General features: G+C 61.7%; 14 protein-coding genes. 5 read left to right on the top strand and 9 right to left on the bottom strand.

All coding sequences use genetic code 11. The features are described 5' to 3' along the window. Window positions 1-269 precede the first annotated feature (269 nt). The 8 genes from rpsA to mtnA all read right to left on the bottom strand — a co-directional run bounded on the left by rpsA (window position 270) and on the right by mtnA (window position 12,816). On the bottom strand, window positions 270-1,961 hold the full coding sequence (rpsA, locus tag ACMTA2_RS09405; protein WP_053120388.1) for a 30S ribosomal protein S1: 1,692 nt from the start codon (window positions 1,959-1,961) through the stop codon (window positions 270-272). Between the two features lie 120 nt (window positions 1,962-2,081). Beyond that, window positions 2,082-2,771 (bottom strand): (d)CMP kinase, encoded by a 690-nt coding sequence (cmk, locus tag ACMTA2_RS09400; RefSeq protein WP_014337227.1) that lies wholly within the window; start codon window positions 2,769-2,771, stop codon window positions 2,082-2,084. Next, window positions 2,768-4,975 (bottom strand): bifunctional prephenate dehydrogenase/3-phosphoshikimate 1-carboxyvinyltransferase, encoded by a 2,208-nt coding sequence (locus ACMTA2_RS09395; protein WP_413795620.1) that lies wholly within the window; start codon window positions 4,973-4,975, stop codon window positions 2,768-2,770. The genes cmk and ACMTA2_RS09395 overlap by 4 nt, the downstream gene beginning before the upstream one ends. A gap of 28 nt (window positions 4,976-5,003) precedes the next feature. Then, window positions 5,004-6,116 (bottom strand): histidinol-phosphate transaminase, encoded by a 1,113-nt coding sequence (hisC, locus tag ACMTA2_RS09390; RefSeq protein ID WP_413794621.1) that lies wholly within the window; start codon window positions 6,114-6,116, stop codon window positions 5,004-5,006. A gap of 13 nt (window positions 6,117-6,129) precedes the next feature. Beyond that, the gene (gene pheA / locus ACMTA2_RS09385; RefSeq protein ID WP_003199233.1) at window positions 6,130-7,224 is read right to left on the bottom strand and encodes a prephenate dehydratase; all 1,095 of its coding nucleotides are present in this window, start codon (window positions 7,222-7,224) and stop codon (window positions 6,130-6,132) included. Continuing rightward, window positions 7,224-8,309 carry a 3-phosphoserine/phosphohydroxythreonine transaminase gene (gene serC / locus ACMTA2_RS09380; RefSeq protein ID WP_413794620.1) on the bottom strand — a complete coding sequence of 362 codons (1,086 nt, stop codon included), beginning with the start codon at window positions 8,307-8,309 and terminating at the stop codon, window positions 7,224-7,226. Before serC ends, pheA begins: the two co-directional genes overlap by 1 nt. Before the next feature lie 324 nt (window positions 8,310-8,633). Then, complete coding sequence (gyrA, locus tag ACMTA2_RS09375; protein WP_413794619.1) at window positions 8,634-11,297, bottom strand: DNA gyrase subunit A; 2,664 nt, start codon at window positions 11,295-11,297, stop codon at window positions 8,634-8,636. 442 nt (window positions 11,298-11,739) lie between these two features. Next, a complete protein-coding gene (gene mtnA, locus ACMTA2_RS09370; protein WP_413794618.1) occupies window positions 11,740-12,816 on the bottom strand; it encodes an S-methyl-5-thioribose-1-phosphate isomerase in 1,077 nt (358 codons plus the stop codon). 106 nt (window positions 12,817-12,922) lie between these two features. Between mtnA and ACMTA2_RS09365 the strand changes: the two genes are divergently transcribed. The 5 genes from ACMTA2_RS09365 to ACMTA2_RS09345 all read left to right on the top strand — a co-directional run bounded on the left by ACMTA2_RS09365 (window position 12,923) and on the right by ACMTA2_RS09345 (window position 17,897). Continuing rightward, complete coding sequence (locus ACMTA2_RS09365; protein WP_413794617.1) at window positions 12,923-14,254, top strand: TRZ/ATZ family hydrolase; 1,332 nt, start codon at window positions 12,923-12,925, stop codon at window positions 14,252-14,254. A 61-nt stretch (window positions 14,255-14,315) separates the two neighbouring features. Then, the gene (gene ubiG, locus ACMTA2_RS09360; protein ID WP_123342955.1) at window positions 14,316-15,014 is read left to right on the top strand and encodes a bifunctional 2-polyprenyl-6-hydroxyphenol methylase/3-demethylubiquinol 3-O-methyltransferase UbiG; all 699 of its coding nucleotides are present in this window, start codon (window positions 14,316-14,318) and stop codon (window positions 15,012-15,014) included. 4 nt (window positions 15,015-15,018) lie between these two features. After that, window positions 15,019-15,690 (top strand): N-acetylmuramic acid 6-phosphate phosphatase MupP, encoded by a 672-nt coding sequence (gene mupP, locus ACMTA2_RS09355; RefSeq protein ID WP_413794616.1) that lies wholly within the window; start codon window positions 15,019-15,021, stop codon window positions 15,688-15,690. Window positions 15,691-15,878: 188 nt separating this feature from the next. Continuing rightward, complete coding sequence (locus tag ACMTA2_RS09350) at window positions 15,879-16,619, top strand: YciK family oxidoreductase (protein ID WP_413794615.1); 741 nt, start codon at window positions 15,879-15,881, stop codon at window positions 16,617-16,619. A gap of 351 nt (window positions 16,620-16,970) precedes the next feature. After that, a complete protein-coding gene (locus tag ACMTA2_RS09345) occupies window positions 16,971-17,897 on the top strand; it encodes a GGDEF domain-containing protein (RefSeq protein ID WP_413794614.1) in 927 nt (308 codons plus the stop codon). A gap of 197 nt (window positions 17,898-18,094) precedes the next feature. On the opposite strand, the gene ACMTA2_RS09340 is transcribed toward ACMTA2_RS09345, so the two are convergent. Then, window positions 18,095-18,865, bottom strand: a complete 771-nt coding sequence (locus tag ACMTA2_RS09340) for an iron-containing redox enzyme family protein (RefSeq protein ID WP_413794613.1) — start codon at window positions 18,863-18,865, stop codon at window positions 18,095-18,097. Window positions 18,866-18,895 lie beyond the last annotated feature (30 nt).

Raw genomic sequence — 18,895 nt, 5'->3', positions numbered from 1 at the left:
CCCTTGATCATCGATTACCCGGCGAGCTGGACCCACCTACCGCTATCGCGAGCAGGCTGACACCCAATTGATCCGGGAAGGGAATGGCACCTACAGTCTAGCCTTGAACAGATGCCTGATCTGCTTAAAGAAAGAGACAGCCCGGCAACCGGATTGGTTTCACACAGCAGAGCCACAGCAGAAATGATGACGAAGGCCGCCTTGCAGGCCTAAATGGCGCCCACAAAAAAGGGCGACCGAAGTCGCCCTTTTTTATGGTCTGACAGAACTCAGTTCTGCTTTTCCATTTGTGCACGCAGCAGGTCGCCCAGAGTGGTAGGACCAGCAGCAATGTCAGCGGCTGGCTTGTCGCGCAGGCTCTGGATTGCTTCTTTCTCTTCAGCATCGTCTTTCGACTTGATGGAGAGCTGGATTACGCGGCTCTTGCGGTCAACGCTGATGATCTTGGCTTCTACTTCTTCGCCTTCTTTCAGAACGTTGCGCGCGTCTTCAACGCGGTCACGGCTGATTTCGGAGGCTTTCAGAGTCGCTTCGATATCGTCGGCCAGGGTGATGATGGCGCCTTTGGCGTCAACTTCTTTCACGATGCCCTTAACGATTGCGCCTTTGTCGTTCTCTTGAACGTACTCGGAGAACGGATCGCTTTCCAGTTGCTTGATACCCAGGGAGATACGCTCGCGCTCTGGGTCAACCGACAGGATAACGGTGTCCAGCTCGTCGCCCTTCTTGAAACGGCGTACGGCTTCTTCGCCCACTTCGTTCCAGGAGATGTCGGACAGGTGAACCAGGCCGTCGATGCCGCCGTCCAGACCAATGAAGATACCGAAATCGGTGATCGACTTGATGGTGCCGGAGATTTTATCGCCCTTGTTGAACTGGCCAGAGAAGTCTTCCCATGGGTTGGACTTGCACTGCTTGATGCCGAGGGAGATACGACGACGCTCTTCGTCGATGTCCAGAACCATGACTTCCACTTCGTCGCCGACTTGTACGACTTTCGAAGGGTGGATGTTCTTGTTGGTCCAGTCCATTTCGGAAACGTGTACCAGGCCTTCAACGCCTTCTTCCAGCTCAGCGAAGCAGCCGTAGTCGGTCAGGTTGGTTACACGAGCGGTGACGCGGGTGCCTTCTGGGTAACGGGCTTTGATAGCAACCCATGGGTCTTCGCCCAGTTGCTTGAGGCCCAGGGAAACACGATTGCGCTCGCGATCGTACTTCAGGACCTTGACATCGATCTCGTCGCCAACGTTGACGATTTCCGAAGGATGCTTGATACGCTTCCAGGCCATGTCGGTGATGTGCAGCAGGCCATCGACGCCACCCAGATCGACGAATGCGCCGTAATCGGTGAGGTTCTTGACGATACCCTTGACCTGCTGGCCTTCCTGCAGCGATTCCAGCAGAGCTTCACGCTCGGCGGAGTTCTCGGCTTCCAGGACACTGCGACGGGAAACGACAACGTTGTTGCGCTTCTGGTCCAGCTTGATGACCTTGAATTCCAGCTCTTTGCCTTCCAGGTGCGTGGTGTCGCGCACTGGACGGACGTCAACCAGGGAACCTGGCAGGAACGCACGGATGCCGTTAACGTCGACAGTGAAGCCGCCTTTAACCTTACCGTTGATAACGCCCTTGACCACTTCCTCAGCTGCGAAGGCCGCTTCCAGAACGATCCAGCACTCGGCACGCTTGGCTTTTTCACGGGACAGCTTGGTTTCACCGAAGCCATCTTCAACCGAATCCAACGCAACGTGAACTTCGTCACCAACGTTGATGTTCAGTTCGCCAGCGTCGTTGTAGAACTGCTCAAGCGGGATCAGCGCTTCAGACTTCAGACCAGCGTGAACGGTTACCCAGCGAGCTTGGTAATCGATATCAACGATAACGCCGGTGATGATGGAGCCTGCCTGAAGGTTCAGGGTTTTCAAGCTTTCTTCAAAGAGTTCCGCAAAGCTTTCGCTCATTTTAATTCCTGTTGATTAGGGCGAAGTAAACGCCCATCTCCACACCCCAGACGATGTGGGTTAGTTTCATATAGAAGAAGCACCGCAGGACTATGACTGGTCCCCTGCGGAGCTTCCTGGTCACCCGGCGATATCGCGAATGGCGATCTCGCTCATGATGCGTTGCAACACCTGGTCGATGGACAACTCCGTGGAATCCAGCTGTATCGCGTCGGCCGCCGGCTTTAGCGGGGCTACTGCGCGCTGGGTGTCACGCTCGTCGCGTGCACGGATCTCATCTAGCAGACTCGACAGACTAACATCCTCGCCCTTGCCCTTCAACTGCAAATAACGGCGGCGCGCCCGCTCCTCGGCGCTGGCGGTGAGGAAAATCTTCAGCGGCGCATCAGGGAACACCACAGTGCCCATGTCGCGACCGTCCGCCACCAGCCCCGGCGGCTCCTGGAAGGCGCGCTGGCGCTGCAGCAGGGCCTCGCGCACCGCCGGCAGCGCGGCGACCTGGGAGGCCCCGGCGCCCACGCTTTCGGTACGGATGACGTCGCTGACTTCGTCGCCTTCCAGGATGATGCGCTGGAGCTGACCGTCGGTCGCCGCAATGAATTGCACGTCCAGATGAGCGGCCAGCGCCTTGAGCAGTTCTTCATTGGTCAGGTCGACGCCATGGTTGGCGGCGGCGAACGCCAGCAGGCGGTACAAGGCCCCCGAATCGAGCAGATTCCAGCCCAGTTGCCTGGCCAGGATCCCGGCGACGGTGCCCTTGCCCGATCCGCTTGGGCCATCGATGGTGATGACCGGTGCCTTGATGTTCACGACTGTGCCTCTTGTGCTACTCGGATACCGACCTGCGCGCACAGCGCGAGGAAGTTCGGGAACGACGTCGCGACGTTGGCGCAATCATGGATGCGAATCGGCGCGCTGGCGCGCAAAGACGCAACACTGAAGGCCATGGCGATGCGGTGGTCACCGTGGCCATGGACTTCGCCGCCGCCGATCTGGCCGCCATCGATGATGATGCCGTCCGGTGTCGGCTGGCACTTGACGCCCAGGGCGAGCAAGCCGTCGGCCATGACCTGGATACGATCCGATTCCTTGACCCGCAGCTCTTCGGCGCCGGTCAGCACGGTGCGCCCTTCTGCACAGGCGGCGGCCACGAACAGCACCGGGAACTCGTCGATGGCCAGCGGCACCAACGCCTCCGGAATCTCGATACCCTTGAGTCTAGCTGCTCGTACGCGCAGGTCCGCGACCGGCTCGCCACCCACTTCACGCTGGTTTTCCAGGGTGATGTCGGCGCCCATCAGCCGCAGGATGTCGATCACGCCGGTGCGGGTCGGGTTGATGCCGACGTGCTCGAGCACCAGCTCGGAGCCTTCGGCGATCGAGGCGGCCACCAGGAAGAATGCCGAAGACGAAATATCGCCCGGCACTTCAATGTGGGTCGCGGCCAGCTTGCTGCCGGACTCGACGGACGCCGTGGCGCCATCGACCGTGACCGGGTAGCCGAAGCCGCGCAGCATGCGCTCGGTATGGTCGCGCGTCGGGGCCGGTTCGGTGACGGTGGTCTTGCCTTCGGCGTAGAGACCGGCCAGCAGCAGGCAGGATTTCACCTGGGCGCTGGCCATCGGCATGGTATAGGTCAGGCCCTTGAGCTTGTTGCCACCGCGAATGACCATGGGCGGACGACCGTCGGCGGCCGTCTCGATCACCGCGCCCATCTCCCGCAACGGGTTGGCGACGCGATTCATCGGGCGCTTGGACAGCGAGGCATCACCGGTCAGGGTGCTGTCGAAGTCCTGGGCGGCCAGCAGGCCGGACAACAGGCGCATCGAGGTCCCGGAGTTACCCAGGTAGATGGGCCCCGGGGCAGGCTTGAGGCCGTGCAGGCCGACACCATGGATGGTCACGCGACCGTGGTGCGGACCTTCGATGACCACCCCCATGTCGCGAAACGCTTGCAGCGTCGCCAGGGCGTCTTCGCCCTCGAGGAAGCCTTCCACTTCGGTCACGCCTTCGGCCAGGGAGCCGAGCATGATCGAACGGTGGGAAATCGATTTATCGCCCGGTACACGAATACGCCCGCTCAGGGAGCCACCAGGTTGTGCCAGGAAAATCAGATCGTTGGAGTTCATAGCGTCCACATAGGCCCGACGGGCCAGGATTTTACTGAAATGCTCGCGGGCCACCCTGGCGCGTGTGAAAACGCCCAGCAATTGGTGCCCGTCCCCTGCATCGACCGCGTCGCGCAAGGCGTCGAGGTCGCTGCGAAATGTATCGAGTGTGCGCAGGACAGCTTCGCGGTTGGCGAGGAAGATGTCGTGCCACATGACCGGGTCGCTTCCAGCGATTCTCGTGAAATCGCGGAAACCGCCGGCAGCGTAACGGAAGATCTCAAGATTTTCATTGCGTTTGGCCAATGAATCCACCAGGCCGAACGCCAACAGGTGCGGCAGATGGCTGGTGGCGGCCAGCACTTCATCGTGACGCTCGACCTGCATGTGCTCGACATCGGCGCCCAATTCGCGCCACAAACGGTCCACCACCGCCAGCGCGGCTGGATCGGTCTGCGCCAGCGGCGTGAGGATCACTTTGTGGCGACGAAACAACTCGGCGTTGGAGGCTTCCACCCCACTCTGCTCGGAACCGGCAATCGGATGACCGGGCACGAAGCGCGCCGGCATGCCGCCGAAGGCCTCTGTCGCGGCGCGCACGACATTGCCCTTGGCGCTGCCGACGTCGGTCAGGATCGCTTGTCCCAGGCTCATGGTTGCCAGGCGCGCCAACAGCTTTTCCATGGCCAGGATCGGCACCGCCAGTTGGATCACGTCCGCGCCCTGGCAAGCGATTGCCAGGTCATCTTCACAGCGATCCACGACCCCCAGCTCCACGGCCAGCTTGCGCGACTGCGGATCCAGGTCGACACCGACCACCTCGCGGCACAAGCCGCTTTCGCGCAGGCCCTTGGCAAACGAACCGCCGATCAACCCCAGGCCGACCACCACCAGGCGACCGATCATAGGGGCGGCAGGTTGCAGCGAAGTGACATCAACCACGAACCAGGACCTTGCTCAACGCCTCGAGGAACCGGCTGTTTTCCGTAGCCAGGCCGATAGTGACGCGCAAATGGTTCGGCATGCCGTAATTGGCCACCGGACGCACGATCACACCTTCGCGCAACAGTCCCTGGTACACCGGCGCAGCGAGACGCCCCAGGTCCACGCAGATGAAATTGCCTTTCGATGGAATCCAGCCCAAGCCCAGCTCGCGCAGACCCGCTTCCAACTGCTGCATGCCGGCTGCGTTGAGGCGACGGCTTTCGGCCAGGTAGGCTTCATCCTGCAAGGCCGCGCAAGCAGCGGCCAGGGCGAAGCTGTTGACGTTGAATGGCTGGCGTACACGATTCAGCACATCGGCCACCACCGCGGTGGACAGGCCATAGCCGACCCGCAGCGAGGCCAAGCCGTAGGCCTTGGAGAACGTGCGCGAAACCAGCAGGTTCGGGTACGCCGCGAGGAAATCCAGGCCATCGGGCAAATCGTTGCCTTCGGCGTATTCGATGTAGGCCTCGTCCAACACCACCAGCACGTGGGCGGGCACGTCTTGCAAGAAGTCATCCAGGGCCTGGGCGTCGAACCAGGTGCCGGTCGGGTTGTTCGGGTTGGCAATGAAGACCACGCGGGTATTGGCGTCGATGGCAGCCAACATGGCCGGCAGGTCGTGCCCCCAGTCCTTGGCCGGAACCACATGGGCATCCGCGCCGACGGCCTGGGTCGCGATCGGATAGACCGCGAACGCGTGCTCGCTGAATACCGCATTGAGGCCAGGTGCCAGGTACGCGCGGGCCACCAGCTCAAGAATGTCGTTGGAACCGTTGCCCAGGGTCACCTGGTTCAGCTCGACGCCACAGCGCTCGGCCAGCAGGCTTTTGAGTGCAAACCCATTGCCATCGGGGTAACGGGTCAGCTCGGCCAGTTCGTCGCGGATCGCCGCCAACGCCTTGGGGCTCGCGCCCAACGGGTTTTCGTTGCTCGCCAACTTGACGATGCTGGCCGGATCCAGGTCCAGCTCGCGGGCCAGTTCGTCCACGGGCTTGCCCGGAACGTAAGGCGAGAGTTGTTGCACGCCTGGCTGAGCCAGTGCGAGGAAGTTGCCACTCATTTGCTATCCGCCCTTAAAGAACTGCCTTGGGGTAGGAACCCAGCACCTTGAGTGCCACTGCTTCCTGACTGATTTTCTCCAGCACACCTTTTACCAGCGGATCGCGGTGGTGGCCGACGAAATCGATGAAGAACACGTAGGTCCATTTACCGCTGCGCGAGGGACGGGTCTCGATCCGTGTCAGGTCGATACCGTTGTCATGGAACGGCACCAGCAGCTCATGGAGCGCGCCAGGCTTGTTGCTCATGGAAACGATGATCGAGGTCTTGTCGTCGCCGGTCGGCGGGACCTCCTGGCTGCCGATCATCAGGAACCGCGTGGAGTTGTCCGGGCGATCCTCGATTTTTTCGGCCAGGCGCGTCAGCCCGTAGAGGCCGGCCGCCATGTCGCCGGCAATCGCCGCCGAGTTCCACTCACCCTTGACGCGCTTGGCCGCCTCGGCGTTGCTGGAGACCGCCACACGCTCGACATTCGGGTAATGAGCGTCCAGCCACTTGCGGCACTGGGCCAGGGACTGGGCGTGGGAATAGATCCGGCTGATGCTATCGGTCTTGGTGTTCTCGCCCACCAGCAGGTGATGGTGGATGCGCAGCTCGACTTCGCCACAGATCACCATGTCGTGCTCAAGGAAGCTGTCCAGCGTGTGGTTGACCGCGCCTTCGGTGGAGTTCTCCACCGGCACCACGCCAAAATTCACCGCGCCGGCGGCGACTTCACGAAAGACTTCGTCGATGGCCGCCATCGGCTTGCTGATCACGGCATGACCGAAGTGCTTCATGGCCGCTGCCTGGGTAAAGGTGCCTTCCGGGCCCAGGTAGGCGACTTTCAGGGGCTGCTCGAGGGCCAGGCACGACGACATGATTTCGCGGAACAACCGCGCCATTTCTTCGTTGCCCAGCGGCCCCTTGTTGCGCTCCATGACACGCTTGAGCACCTGCGCTTCACGCTCGGGGCGATAGAACACCGGCACCTCGCCTTCGGCCAGGGAAGCCATCTTCACCCTGGCGACTTCCTGGGCGCAGCGCGCGCGCTCGCTGATCAGCTCCAGGACTTTTTCGTCCAGGGCATCGATACGCAGGCGCAGCGCCTTGAGTTCTTGCTCAGACATCAGCCATGTTCCTTCTCGAACTCTGCCATGTAGGCGATCAACGCATTGACGGCGTTGATGTCGACGGCGTTGTAGATGGAGGCGCGCATGCCACCGACCGAACGGTGGCCCTTGAGGTTCAACAGGCCGCGCTCGTCGGCACCGGCCAGGAATGGCTTGTCGAGACGGTCGTCGGCCAGGCGGAACGGCACGTTCATCCACGAGCGATCGCTCTTGTTGATCGGGTTGCTGTAGAGGCCGCTGGCGTCGATGAAGTCATACAGCGTGCGCTGCTTCACTTCGTTGAGCTTACCGATGGCTTCGACTCCGCCCTGCTCCTTCAACCACTCGAACACCAGGCCGGACAGGTACCAGGCCAGGGTCGGCGGGGTGTTGTACATCGAGCCGTTGTCGGCCGCGACCTTGTAGTTGAGCATGGTCGGGCAGAGGGAACGGGCACGCCCCAGCAGGTCTTCGCGAATGATGTTGACCAGGATGCCGCTCGGGCCGATGTTCTTCTGGGCGCCCGCATAGATCATGCCGAAACGGGAGATATCCACAGGGCGCGAGAGGATGTCCGAAGACATGTCGGCCACCAGGGGCACGTCGCCCGTTTCCGGGATCCAGTTGAATTCCAGGCCGCCGATGGTTTCGTTCGGCGCGTAGTGCACGTAGGCCGCGTCCTTGGACAGGTTCCACTCGTTCTGGCCGGGGATCGCGAAGTAATCGTAGGGCTTGGCGGTGGCCGCCACGTTGACGTGACCGTAGCGCGACGCTTCTTCGATGGCTTTCTGCGACCAGATGCCGGTGTCGATGTAGTCGGCCTTGCCACTTTCCGGCAACAGGTTCAACGGGATCTGGGCGAACTGCTGGCTCGCGCCGCCTTGGAGGAACAGCACCTTGTAATTGGACGGGATGTTCAGCAGATCACGCAGGTCCTGCTCGGCCTTGGTGGCGATGGACACGAACTCATCGCTGCGATGGCTCATCTCCATGACCGACAGGCCTTTGCCATGCCAGTCGAGAAGTTCACCCTGGGCACGCTTCAGGACCGCTTCAGGCAGCGCCGCCGGGCCGGCACAGAAGTTATAGGCTCTCTTGCTCACATCCAATCTCGCTCTGATCTGGTGGTCACATAAATCTAGTGTTCTGCACTGTGGGAGCGAGCTTGCTCGCGATAGCGATGTAACAGTCAACAGTGATGTTGAATGTCAGTCCGTCATCGCGAGCAAGCTCGCTCCCACAAAAGGCATCGTTCACTCCAGGTATGGATGAATCCGTGGCAAGGGAGCTTGCTCCCTCGCCACACTGAATCAAACGAACCTTAAGTGAGCAGCATTACCCCCCACAGGGAAATGCGCAGTGTCGCAAATTTTCAAAAGGGACAAACAACAAGGGGGCGAATCTTCATCCGCCCCCTGCGTGTCCGCTTAGTCCTGCGGTTCTTCTTCGTCTGCGGCAGCATCGAGCGGTTGGTCGCCGACAGCGTCGTCGACATCGGCACCGAGGGCGCCGTCGAACGCCGCGCCTTCTTCACCTTCGAGCTCCTCGCCCTCGACTTCCGATGGCTCCTGGACCCGCTCAAGCCCGACCAGTGTTTCATCGCTGGCCAGCTTGATCAGCGTCACGCCCTGGGTGTTACGGCCCAGGCTCGACACTTCGTCGACCCGCGTACGCACCAGCGTGCCCTGGTCGGAGATCAGCATGATCTCCTCGCCATCGAGCACCTGGACAGCACCGACCAGGCGGCCGTTACGCTCGTTGCTGACCATGGCGATCACGCCCTGGCCGCCACGCTTGTACTCGGGGAACTCGCTGATGGCGGTGCGCTTGCCATAACCACGGGCCGAAGCGGTGAGGATCTGGCTGCCTTCTTCCGGGATCAGCATGGAAATCAGCTTCTGGCCTTCCGGCAGGCGCATGCCGCGCACACCACGGGCGGTACGGCCCATGGCACGCACGTCGGATTCCTTGAAGCGCGTGACCTTGCCGCCGTCGGAGAACAGCATGACCTCACGCTCGCCATCGGTGATGGCGGCGGAAATCAGCACGTCGCCTTCGTCCAGTTCCAGGGCGATCAGGCCGACGCTGCGCTGGCGGCTGAAGGATTCCAGCGGGGTCTTCTTCACGGTGCCGTTGGCGGTAGCCATGAAGATGTAGTGACCTTCGGTGTATTCCTCTACCGGCAGCATGGTGGTGATGTATTCACCCTCGTCCAGCGGCAGCAGGTTGACCAGCGGACGACCACGGGCGGCACGGGACGCTTCCGGGATTTCATAGGTCTTGAGCCAGTACACCTTGCCCTTGCTGGAGAACAGCAGCAGCGTGGTGTGGCTGTTGGCGACCAGCAGGTGAGCGATGTAGTCCTCATCCTTGACGCCCGTCGCCGACTTGCCTTTGCCGCCACGACGCTGGGCCTGGTAGGCGGCCAGCGGCTGGGTCTTGGCGTAGCCGCCGTGGGAAATGGTCACCACGCGCTCTTCTTCCGGGATCATGTCGCCCAGAGTCAGGTCCAGGCGCGCATCGAGGATCTCGGTGCGGCGCACATCGCCGTATTCGGCGCGGATCACTTCCAGTTCTTCGCGGATCACTTCCATCAGGCGCGTGGCGCTGTTGAGGATGCGGATCAACTCGCCGATCTGGTTGAGGATTTCCTGGTACTCGGCCAGCAGCTTCTCGTGCTCCAGGCCGGTCAGGCGGTGCAGACGCAGTTCCAGGATGGCTTGCGCCTGTTCCGGGGACAGGAAGTACTTGCCGTCGCGCAGGCCGTATTGCGGATCGAGGTTTTCCGGGCGGCAGGAATCGGCGCCAGCACGCTCGACCATGGTCATCACCGCGCTGGACTCCCAAGGGGTGCTGATCAGCGCTTCCTTGGCTTCCGACGGGGTTGGCGAAGCCTTGATCAGGGCGATCACCGGGTCGATGTTCGACAGGGCGACGGCCTGGCCTTCGAGAATGTGACCACGCTCGCGAGCCTTGCGCAGCTCGAACACGGTGCGGCGGGTGACCACTTCGCGACGGTGACGCACGAAGGCTTCCAGCAGGTCCTTGAGGTTCAGGATTCGTGGACGGCCATCGATCAGCGCAACGATGTTGATGCCGAACACGCTTTGCAGTTGGGTCTGGGCGTAGAGGTTGTTGAGGATCACCTCAGGCACTTCACCACGACGCAACTCGATCACGACGCGCATGCCGTCCTTGTCGGACTCGTCACGCAGTTCGGTGATGCCTTCGAGCTTCTTCTCTTTGACCAGCTCGGCGATCTTCTCGATCAGGCGAGCCTTGTTCAACTGGTACGGCAGCTCGGTGATGACGATCTGCTGGCGGCCGCCGACCTTGTCGATGTCTTCCACCGTCGAGCGGGCGCGCATGTAAATGCGGCCACGGCCGGTGCGGTAGGCTTCGATGATGCCGGCGCGACCGTTGATGATCGCGGCGGTCGGGAAGTCCGGACCCGGGATGTATTGCATCAGCTCATCGACGGTCAGCTCGGGATTGTCGATGAGGGCCAGGCAACCGTCGATGACTTCACCGAGGTTGTGCGGCGGGATGTTGGTCGCCATGCCCACGGCAATACCGCTGGAGCCGTTGACGAGCAGGTTCGGGATACGGGTCGGCATGACCGCCGGGATCATTTCGGTGCCGTCGTAGTTCGGCACCCAGTCCACGGTTTCCTTGTGCAGGTCGGCCAGCAACTCGTGGGCCAGCTTGGTCATGCGCACTTCGGTGTATCGCATGGCCGCGGCGTTGTCGCCGTCCACGGAACCGAAGTTGCCCTGGCCGTCTACCAGCAGGTAGCGCAGGGAGAATGGCTGCGCCATACGAACGATGGTGTCGTACACGGCAGTGTCGCCGTGGGGGTGATACTTACCGATCACGTCGCCGACGACACGGGCGGATTTCTTGTACGGCTTGTTGAAGTCGTTGCCCAGCTCGCTCATCGCGAACAGCACGCGCCGGTGCACGGGCTTCAAGCCATCGCGCGCATCCGGCAGCGCCCGCCCGACGATTACGCTCATTGCGTAGTCGAGGTAGGACTGTTTCAGCTCGTCTTCGATATTGACCGGGAGGATTTCTTTGGCCAGTTCGCCCATGAGAAGCCTGATTCCTTTTTCTGGTGAAACCTCGTCACATCCAGATGGGACGAACGAAGCTCGCCGCTGCAGAACAAGTGCCGTGCAGCGACTTACGACAAATCAACGAGTTATGCCATGGATCTGCGCAGTAAAGGCCACCTCGCGAGGCAGCCTTGGAAACCGCCGGATGTTATCACAAGAGCCGCCACGCACCTATCCCCCAGATGCGCATGGTGCGTAGTTAGTTGACCGGTGACAGGCTGATATGGGACCAGAGGGGCTTAGAAGCGCTGCGGGTGGAGAATCAGGGCGAAAATGCAAGGCATTTGTTGCTTTTGAAGACCTCATCGCGAGCAAGCTCGCTCCCACAGGGATTCTTATGTCCGAAATTTCAGACGCGCCCTATCCACTGTGGGAGCGAGCTTGCTCGCGATGGCGGCAGATCACCCTATGAAAATCTTCAGTGCAACCGCTTGCGGCACATCAACTGCGCCAGCTTGGCGGTGTCCGGGCGCTCGACGATGCCCTTTTCCGTGACGATGACGTCGATCAGGTCTGCCGGGGTAACGTCGAAGACCGGATTGAAGGCGTCTACCTGCGCGTCGAGTCCCTTGCCGGCGATTTCCAGCAGTTCGCGCCCATCACGCTCCTCTGCCGGGATATCGTCGCCACTGGCCAGGCTCATGTCGATGGTCGAACTCGGCGCCACGACCATGAAGCGCACGCCATGGTGCATGGCACAGACCGCCAACTGATAAGTGCCGATCTTGTTCGCCACGTCGCCATTGGCGGCGATGCAATCGGCACCGACGATCACCCAGGTCACCCCCTTGGTCTTCATGATGTGGGCAGCGGCGGAATCGGCGTTGAGGGTCACCGGGATGCCTTCGCAGGCCAGTTCCCACGCCGTCAGGCGCGAGCCATGCAGCCATGGACGGGTTTCATCGGCGTAGACACGCTCCACCATGCCTTCGATGTAGGCGCCACGGATGACGCCCAACGCCGTGCCGAAGCCGCCGGTGGCCAGGGCGCCGGTGTTGCCATGGGTGAGGATGGCCTGGGCGTTGCCCTGGTGCTTGCGGATCAGGTCGACGCCCAACTGGGCCATGGTCAGGTTGGCTTCGCGGTCGCTCTCATGGATCGCAATGGCTTCGGCTTCGAGTACCGACAACGGCTCGGCGTGCTCTTTCAAGCGCCCCAGCCGGTCACGCATCCGATCCAGCGCCCAGGAAAGGTTCGCCGCCGTCGGCCGGGCTTCGGTCAGCAAGGCAAAGTCGGCCTCCAGCGCCACTTGCCAATCGCCGCCCTCGGCCATCCGGGCCCGCGCCGCCAGCACCACGCCATACGCCGCACTGATGCCGATGACCGGCGCCCCCCGCACTGCCTTCGAGCCAATGGCCTCGGCCACATCGGCGACACAGGTGCAGGCAATCCAGGTTTCCTCGAATGGCAAGACACGCAGGTCCAACAGGTACAGGACGCCATCACGCCAATCGATGGCCTTCACCTTCTCCGCAGCCAATAGTCGATCGCGCATCCTTCACCCCGTACTCATGAACAAAAGCCGCCGATTATAGCGATCCCTCCGCGAAGACGCTCGGGTATACTTCGCCATCCTTTATACCCCATGGAACCGTTCCACGATGCCCAAGCCTGCCGTTGCGCTCGACTTATTATTGCTGCCGACCTGGTTGGTGCCTGTCGAACCCGCCGGTGTAGTGCTCAAGGATCACGGCCTGGGCATTCGCGACGGTTGCATCGTGTTCATCGGCCCACGGGCAGAAGCCCTGAAGTGTGACGCCGCCCAGGTCCGTGAACTGCCCGGGATGCTGCTCAGCCCCGGCCTGATCAACGCCCACGGCCACGCCGCCATGACCTTGTTCCGCGGCCTGGCCGACGACCTGCCCTTGATGACCTGGCTGGAACAGCACATCTGGCCGGCCGAGGCCAAATGGGTCGATGAAGATTTCGTCCGCGACGGCACCGACCTGGCCATCGCCGAGCAGATCAAGGGCGGCATCACCTGCTTTTCCGACATGTATTTCTACCCCAAGATCGCCAGCGAGTGCATCCACGACAGCGGGATCCGTGCGCAGATCGCCATCGCGATCCTCGATTTCCCGATCCCCGGTGCCGCCAGCGCCGACGAAGCCATTCGTCAGGGCATCGAATTGTTTGGCGACCTCAAGCACCACCCACGGATCAAAGTCGCATTCGGCCCGCACGCGCCCTACACGGTAGGCGACGAGAACCTGGAGAAAATCCGCGTGATCGCCGAGGAATTGGACGCGGCCATTCATATGCACGTTCACGAAACCGCCTTCGAAGTGCAGCAGGCCGTGGATAACACCGCCGAGCGACCGATGGCCCGCCTGGGGCGCCTTGGCCTGCTGGGACCACGCTTCCAGGCCGTGCACATGACTCAAATCAGCGACGACGACCTGGCCTTGCTGGTAGAAAGCAATTGCAGCGTGATCCATTGCCCGGAATCGAACCTGAAGCTGGCCAGCGGTTTCTGCCCGGTGGAGCGCCTGTGGCAGGCCGGTGTCAACGTCGCCCTGGGCACCGACGGCGCGGCGAGCAACAATGACCTGGACCTGCTCGGCGAAACCCGCACCGCCGCCCTGCTGGCCAAGGCCGTCGCCGGTTCGGCCACGGCCCTGGATGCCCACCGGGCGCTGCGCATGGCCACGCTCAATGGCGCCCGGGCGCTGGGCATCGAAGCGACGGTCGGCTCGCTGGAAGTCGGCAAGGCCGCCGATCTCGTGGCCTTCGACCTGTCAGGCCTGGCCCAGCAGCCGATCTATGATCCGGTGTCACAACTGATCTATGCCTCCGGCCGCGATTGCGTCAAGCACCTGTGGGTAGGCGGCAAGCCGTTACTGGAGGATGGCCGGCTGACCCGCATGGACGAATCGACACTGATCGCCACGGCCCAGGCCTGGGGTCGCCGCATCAGCGGCCACAACGAATGACCACGCCCCTTGAGCCACGGCTCGGGGCACCTGATTTTTCAAGCTTTTCGAGGATCTGCACATGAGCAACGTCGACCACGCCGAAATCGCCAAATTCGAAGCCCTGGCCCATCGCTGGTGGGACCGTGAAAGCGAATTCAAGCCCCTGCACGACATCAACCCGCTACGGGTCAACTGGATTGACGAACGGGTCAACCTGGCCGGCAAGAAGGTCCTCGACGTCGGTTGCGGCGGCGGCATCCTCAGCGAAGCCATGGCCCAGCGCGGGGCGACGGTGATGGGCATCGACATGGGCGAAGCGCCACTGGCCGTGGCACAACTGCATCAGCTGGAGTCGGGCGTCAGCGTGGAATACCGGCAGATCACCGCCGAAGCCCTGGCCGAAGAAATGCCCGGCCAATTCGACGTGGTCACCTGCCTGGAAATGCTCGAACACGTGCCGGATCCGTCCTCGGTCATCCGCGCCTGCTTCCGCATGGTCAAGCCGGGCGGCCAGGTGTTCTTCTCCACCATCAACCGCAACCCCAAGGCCTACCTGTTCGCCATCATCGGTGCCGAATACATCATGAAGCTGTTGCCACGGGGCACTCACGACTTCAAGAAATTCATCCGCCCTTCCGAACTGGGCGCCTGGAGCCGCATGGCCGGGCTGACGGTCAAGGACATCATCGGCCTGACGTACAACCCGTTGACCAAGCACTACAAGCTGGCCGCCGACGTTGACGTCAACTACATGATCCAGACCCTGCGCGAGGAGTAAGTCGATGCGTCTCAAAGCGGTTCTCTTCGACATGGACGGCACGCTGCTCGACACCGCGCCGGATTTCATCGCCATCTGCCAGGCCATGCGCGCCGACCGTGGCTTGCCACCGATGAACACCCAGCACATTCGCGACGAGATTTCCGGCGGTGCCCGGGCGATGGTCGCGGTGACCTTTGCCATGGACCCTGAATCACCGGGGTTCGAGGAACTGCGCCAGGAGTTCCTGGACCGCTACCTCAAGGGTTGCGCGGTCCACAGCCATTTGTTCGACGGCATGGCCGAGGTGCTGGCCGATATCGAAGCGGCCAACCTGATCTGGGGCGTGGTCACCAACAAGCCGGTGCGTTTCGCCGAACCGATCATGCAGCAACTGGGCCTGGCCGAGCGCTCGAAAGTGCTGATCTGTCCTGATCACGTGAAGAACAGCAAGCCCGACCCGGAACCGCTGACCCTGGCGTGCAAGATGCTCGACCTGGATCCGGCCAGCGTGCTGTTCGTGGGCGATGACCTGCGGGACATCGAGTCCGGACGCAGCGCCGGTACCAAGACCTGCGCGGTGACCTACGGCTACATCCACCCGGACGACAACCCCAGGCACTGGGGCGCGGACGTGGTGATCGATCACCCTTCGGCACTGCGCGAGGTGCTGGATAACGCGCTGTGCGGCTGCTGAGGCAAATCGAGTATCGCTCCTGTGACGAGGGGATTTATCCCCGCTGAGGCGCGAAGCGCCTCCACAAACTGCCTGTCACCGCGATGAATCAAGTAAACGAAGGGGGTCGCTTCGCGACCCGGCGGGGATAAATCCCCTCGCCACAACAGCTCGTCACTACGCATCGCTATGTTTCGTGAGGTTTTTTTATGTTTGATTATTCCGCCCGCCCCGACCTGCTCCAGGGCCGGGTGATCCTGGTCACCGGTGCCGGTCGCGGTATCGGGGCTGCCGCCGCCAAGGCCTACGCCGCCCACGGTGCCACCGTACTCCTGCTGGGCAAGACCGAAGCCAACCTGACCCAGGTCTACGATGAAATCGAAGCGGCCGGTCATCCGCAACCGGCGGTGATCCCGTTCAACCTCGAAACCGCACTGCCTCATCAGTACGATGAACTGGCGGCGATGATCGAAACCGAGTTCGGTCACCTGGACGGCTTGCTGCACAATGCCTCGATCATCGGCCCGCGTACTCCCCTGGAGCAGTTGTCCGGTGAGAACTTCATGCGCGTGATGCACGTCAACGTCAACGCGATGTTCATGCTCACCAGCACCTTGCTGCCCCTGCTCAAACTGTCCAAGGATGCGTCCGTGGTGTTCACCTCCAGCAGCGTCGGACGCAAGGGCCGGGCGTACTGGGGCGCCTACGGTGTGTCCAAGTTCGCCACCGAGGGACTGATGCAAACCCTGGCCGACGAAGTCGATACCGTCGCCGCGGTGCGCGCCAACAGCATCAACCCCGGCGCGACCCGCACCAGCATGCGCGCCCAGGCCTATCCGGGAGAAAACCCGCTCAACAATCCGACGCCCGAAGCCATCATGCCGGTCTACCTGTACCTCATGGGCCCGGACAGCACCGGCGTCAACGGTCAGGCGTTCAACGCGCAATAGTGCCAGGAACCGGTATCGCGACGATTTACCGTCGCGATACCGGCGCTGGTCGATGCCAAACCAGGCGAACCGCCAAGCCCACGTCGCGGAAGCGACCGCATGCTGTTGTCAATTTATTGATTCCTAAGCTGTTTTTACTGAAATGAACCGAATGGCACGACTTTCGCTCTAACCTCTTCAAACATGCCACGTTCGGCAGGTAATGGACGTTGAGACGAGACTTATGCCTGCCATGGAAAGCGGACTAAACTCAGATCAGTTGTCCTACGGGACTGAAGGACCAGTACGACGCGCAGCCCAAAGCCGCCACACTCACCTGCGGGACAGATTTAGCTTAGGGGCTAACGCCATATGAAAACCCCCACCCAGATCAACGCGATCGACTTCGACAGCGCCAAACTGCAGCGCCTGGGCCTGGCCCAGTCAGCGCCGCTTGCGGCACGCTCCGTGAGTCTGTCGCAACTGCATCATCAACTGAACCAGCAACTACAGACCAGCCTGGAGCCGCAGCGCATCCTGGGCCTGTTTTTTCGGGAAATTCAGCGACTGGTGCCTCTGGATGCGTTGGCCTATCAGCACAAAGCCAGTGACCTGCGCCTGGAGTTCGGGCAACGCGGGCATCACACCCTCAGCTACAACCTCAGCCATGAAGGCGAGCACCTGGGTGAACTGGTATTCCGGCGCAACCAACGTTTCACCGAAGCGGAGCAGAGCGATCTCGAATCCGTGATGTCGACGCTGCTGTACCCACTGCGCAACGCGCTGCTCTACCGCGCCGCCACCCAAAGTGCCCTGCGCGATCCGCTGACCGGTACCGGCAACCGCATCGCCATGGACCAGACCCTGATGCGGGAAATCGACATGGCCAAGCGTCACTCGCAGCCCCTGTCGGTGCTGATGCTCGATATCGATCATTTCAAGCGCATCAACGATAGCCATGGCCACGGCGTTGGCGACGAAGTGCTCAAGGCCGTGGCCGAGTCGATCAAGAGCCAACTGCGCAACGTGGACATGGTGTTCAGGTTTGGCGGGGAAGAATTCCTGATCCTGCTGGCCAATACCAACCGGGATGCAGCCGCCATGGTCGGTGAACGGTTGCGTTATGCGGCCCAGGCCCAGGATTACTTCGCGACAGGCACCCGGATCGAGCTGACGGTCAGCCTGGGATGCGCCACCCTGTTGCCGGGGGAATCCTCGGACAGCCTGCTGCGCAGGGCCGACAGCGCGCTGTACGTAGCCAAGCGCGAAGGCCGCAACCGACTGGCGATGGCCGGCTGAAAACAAAGAAAGAATGTAAGAACACCACATCCTTGTGGGTTCGGGGTGAACTTGAAGCCGGCAGTCACCCAAAACAATTGTGGGAGCGAGCTTGCTCGCGAAAGCGATCTGGCTGCCAACCTCCCCGTTGACTGTCCAGACCTCTTCGCGAGCAAGCTCGCTCCCACATGGGTTGTGGCTAGCTGTAGCGGTAGAAATCAGCTCCCGGCCAGTGCCAGGCGCTCACGGGGGGATGAGGTTTTACTCACCGTCTCCGACTGCTCCAGTTGCATGCAACGCTCCAGGAACAGGTACATATAGTCATAGCTCTTGCACACTGCCTGGCGCAGCTCCGTTTGCAGGGCCTTGCTCGGGTTCATCCCCGCCAGCGTACAGATGATTTCCAGGGCTTCCCAAGGATGGGCATCGTCGTACTGGGCATGCATCTTCAGCCACTTCATGGCCCGCTTGCGGTCTTCCTCGGCGAAGGCGGCCGCGTAGACACCGCTGGAACAGACCAACGCCGACCACTCTCCCGTGGCCCCCTCGATGGCATAGTTGGTCGCGGCGATGGCCACGATCAACGCGTCCGAGGAACTGGTGTGCCAGCACCAATGGCTCAATGCATGAAGCTCAGGCGGAACCTGCTGGGCTTGCAGGTCTTCCAGGGTCACGCCATGGGCGGCGCTCCAGTTGACCCAGTAGTCGGCATGGTTGAGTTCGACACGAATGTTGCGCATCAGCCAGCGACGCGCCATGTCCTCGCCGGGGTGGCGGGCAAAGCGGGTCTTGGTGAGATTCTGTGCCATGTATAAGGCGAACTGTTCGACGACCGGCCAACCACCAATGAGGTAGTGGCGCATGGTCCTGGCGCTGAGCTTGTTGTCGCGCATGCGCTGATACAGTTCGTGTTCGACAACCCGGCGCTTGCTCTCGCTGCAATCGGTAATGAGCTGCTGTGCCCATTTCGGATAGCTTGTAGCGTCCATGAGCGGGCCTGTTCGGTTGAATGTGTCGAT

The organism is Pseudomonas medicaginis, from assembly GCF_965119365.1.
Classification (GTDB): domain Bacteria; phylum Pseudomonadota; class Gammaproteobacteria; order Pseudomonadales; family Pseudomonadaceae; genus Aquipseudomonas.
The sequence above is the reverse complement of the archived record's forward strand: the minus strand, read 5'-3'. Positions and strand labels throughout refer to the sequence as shown.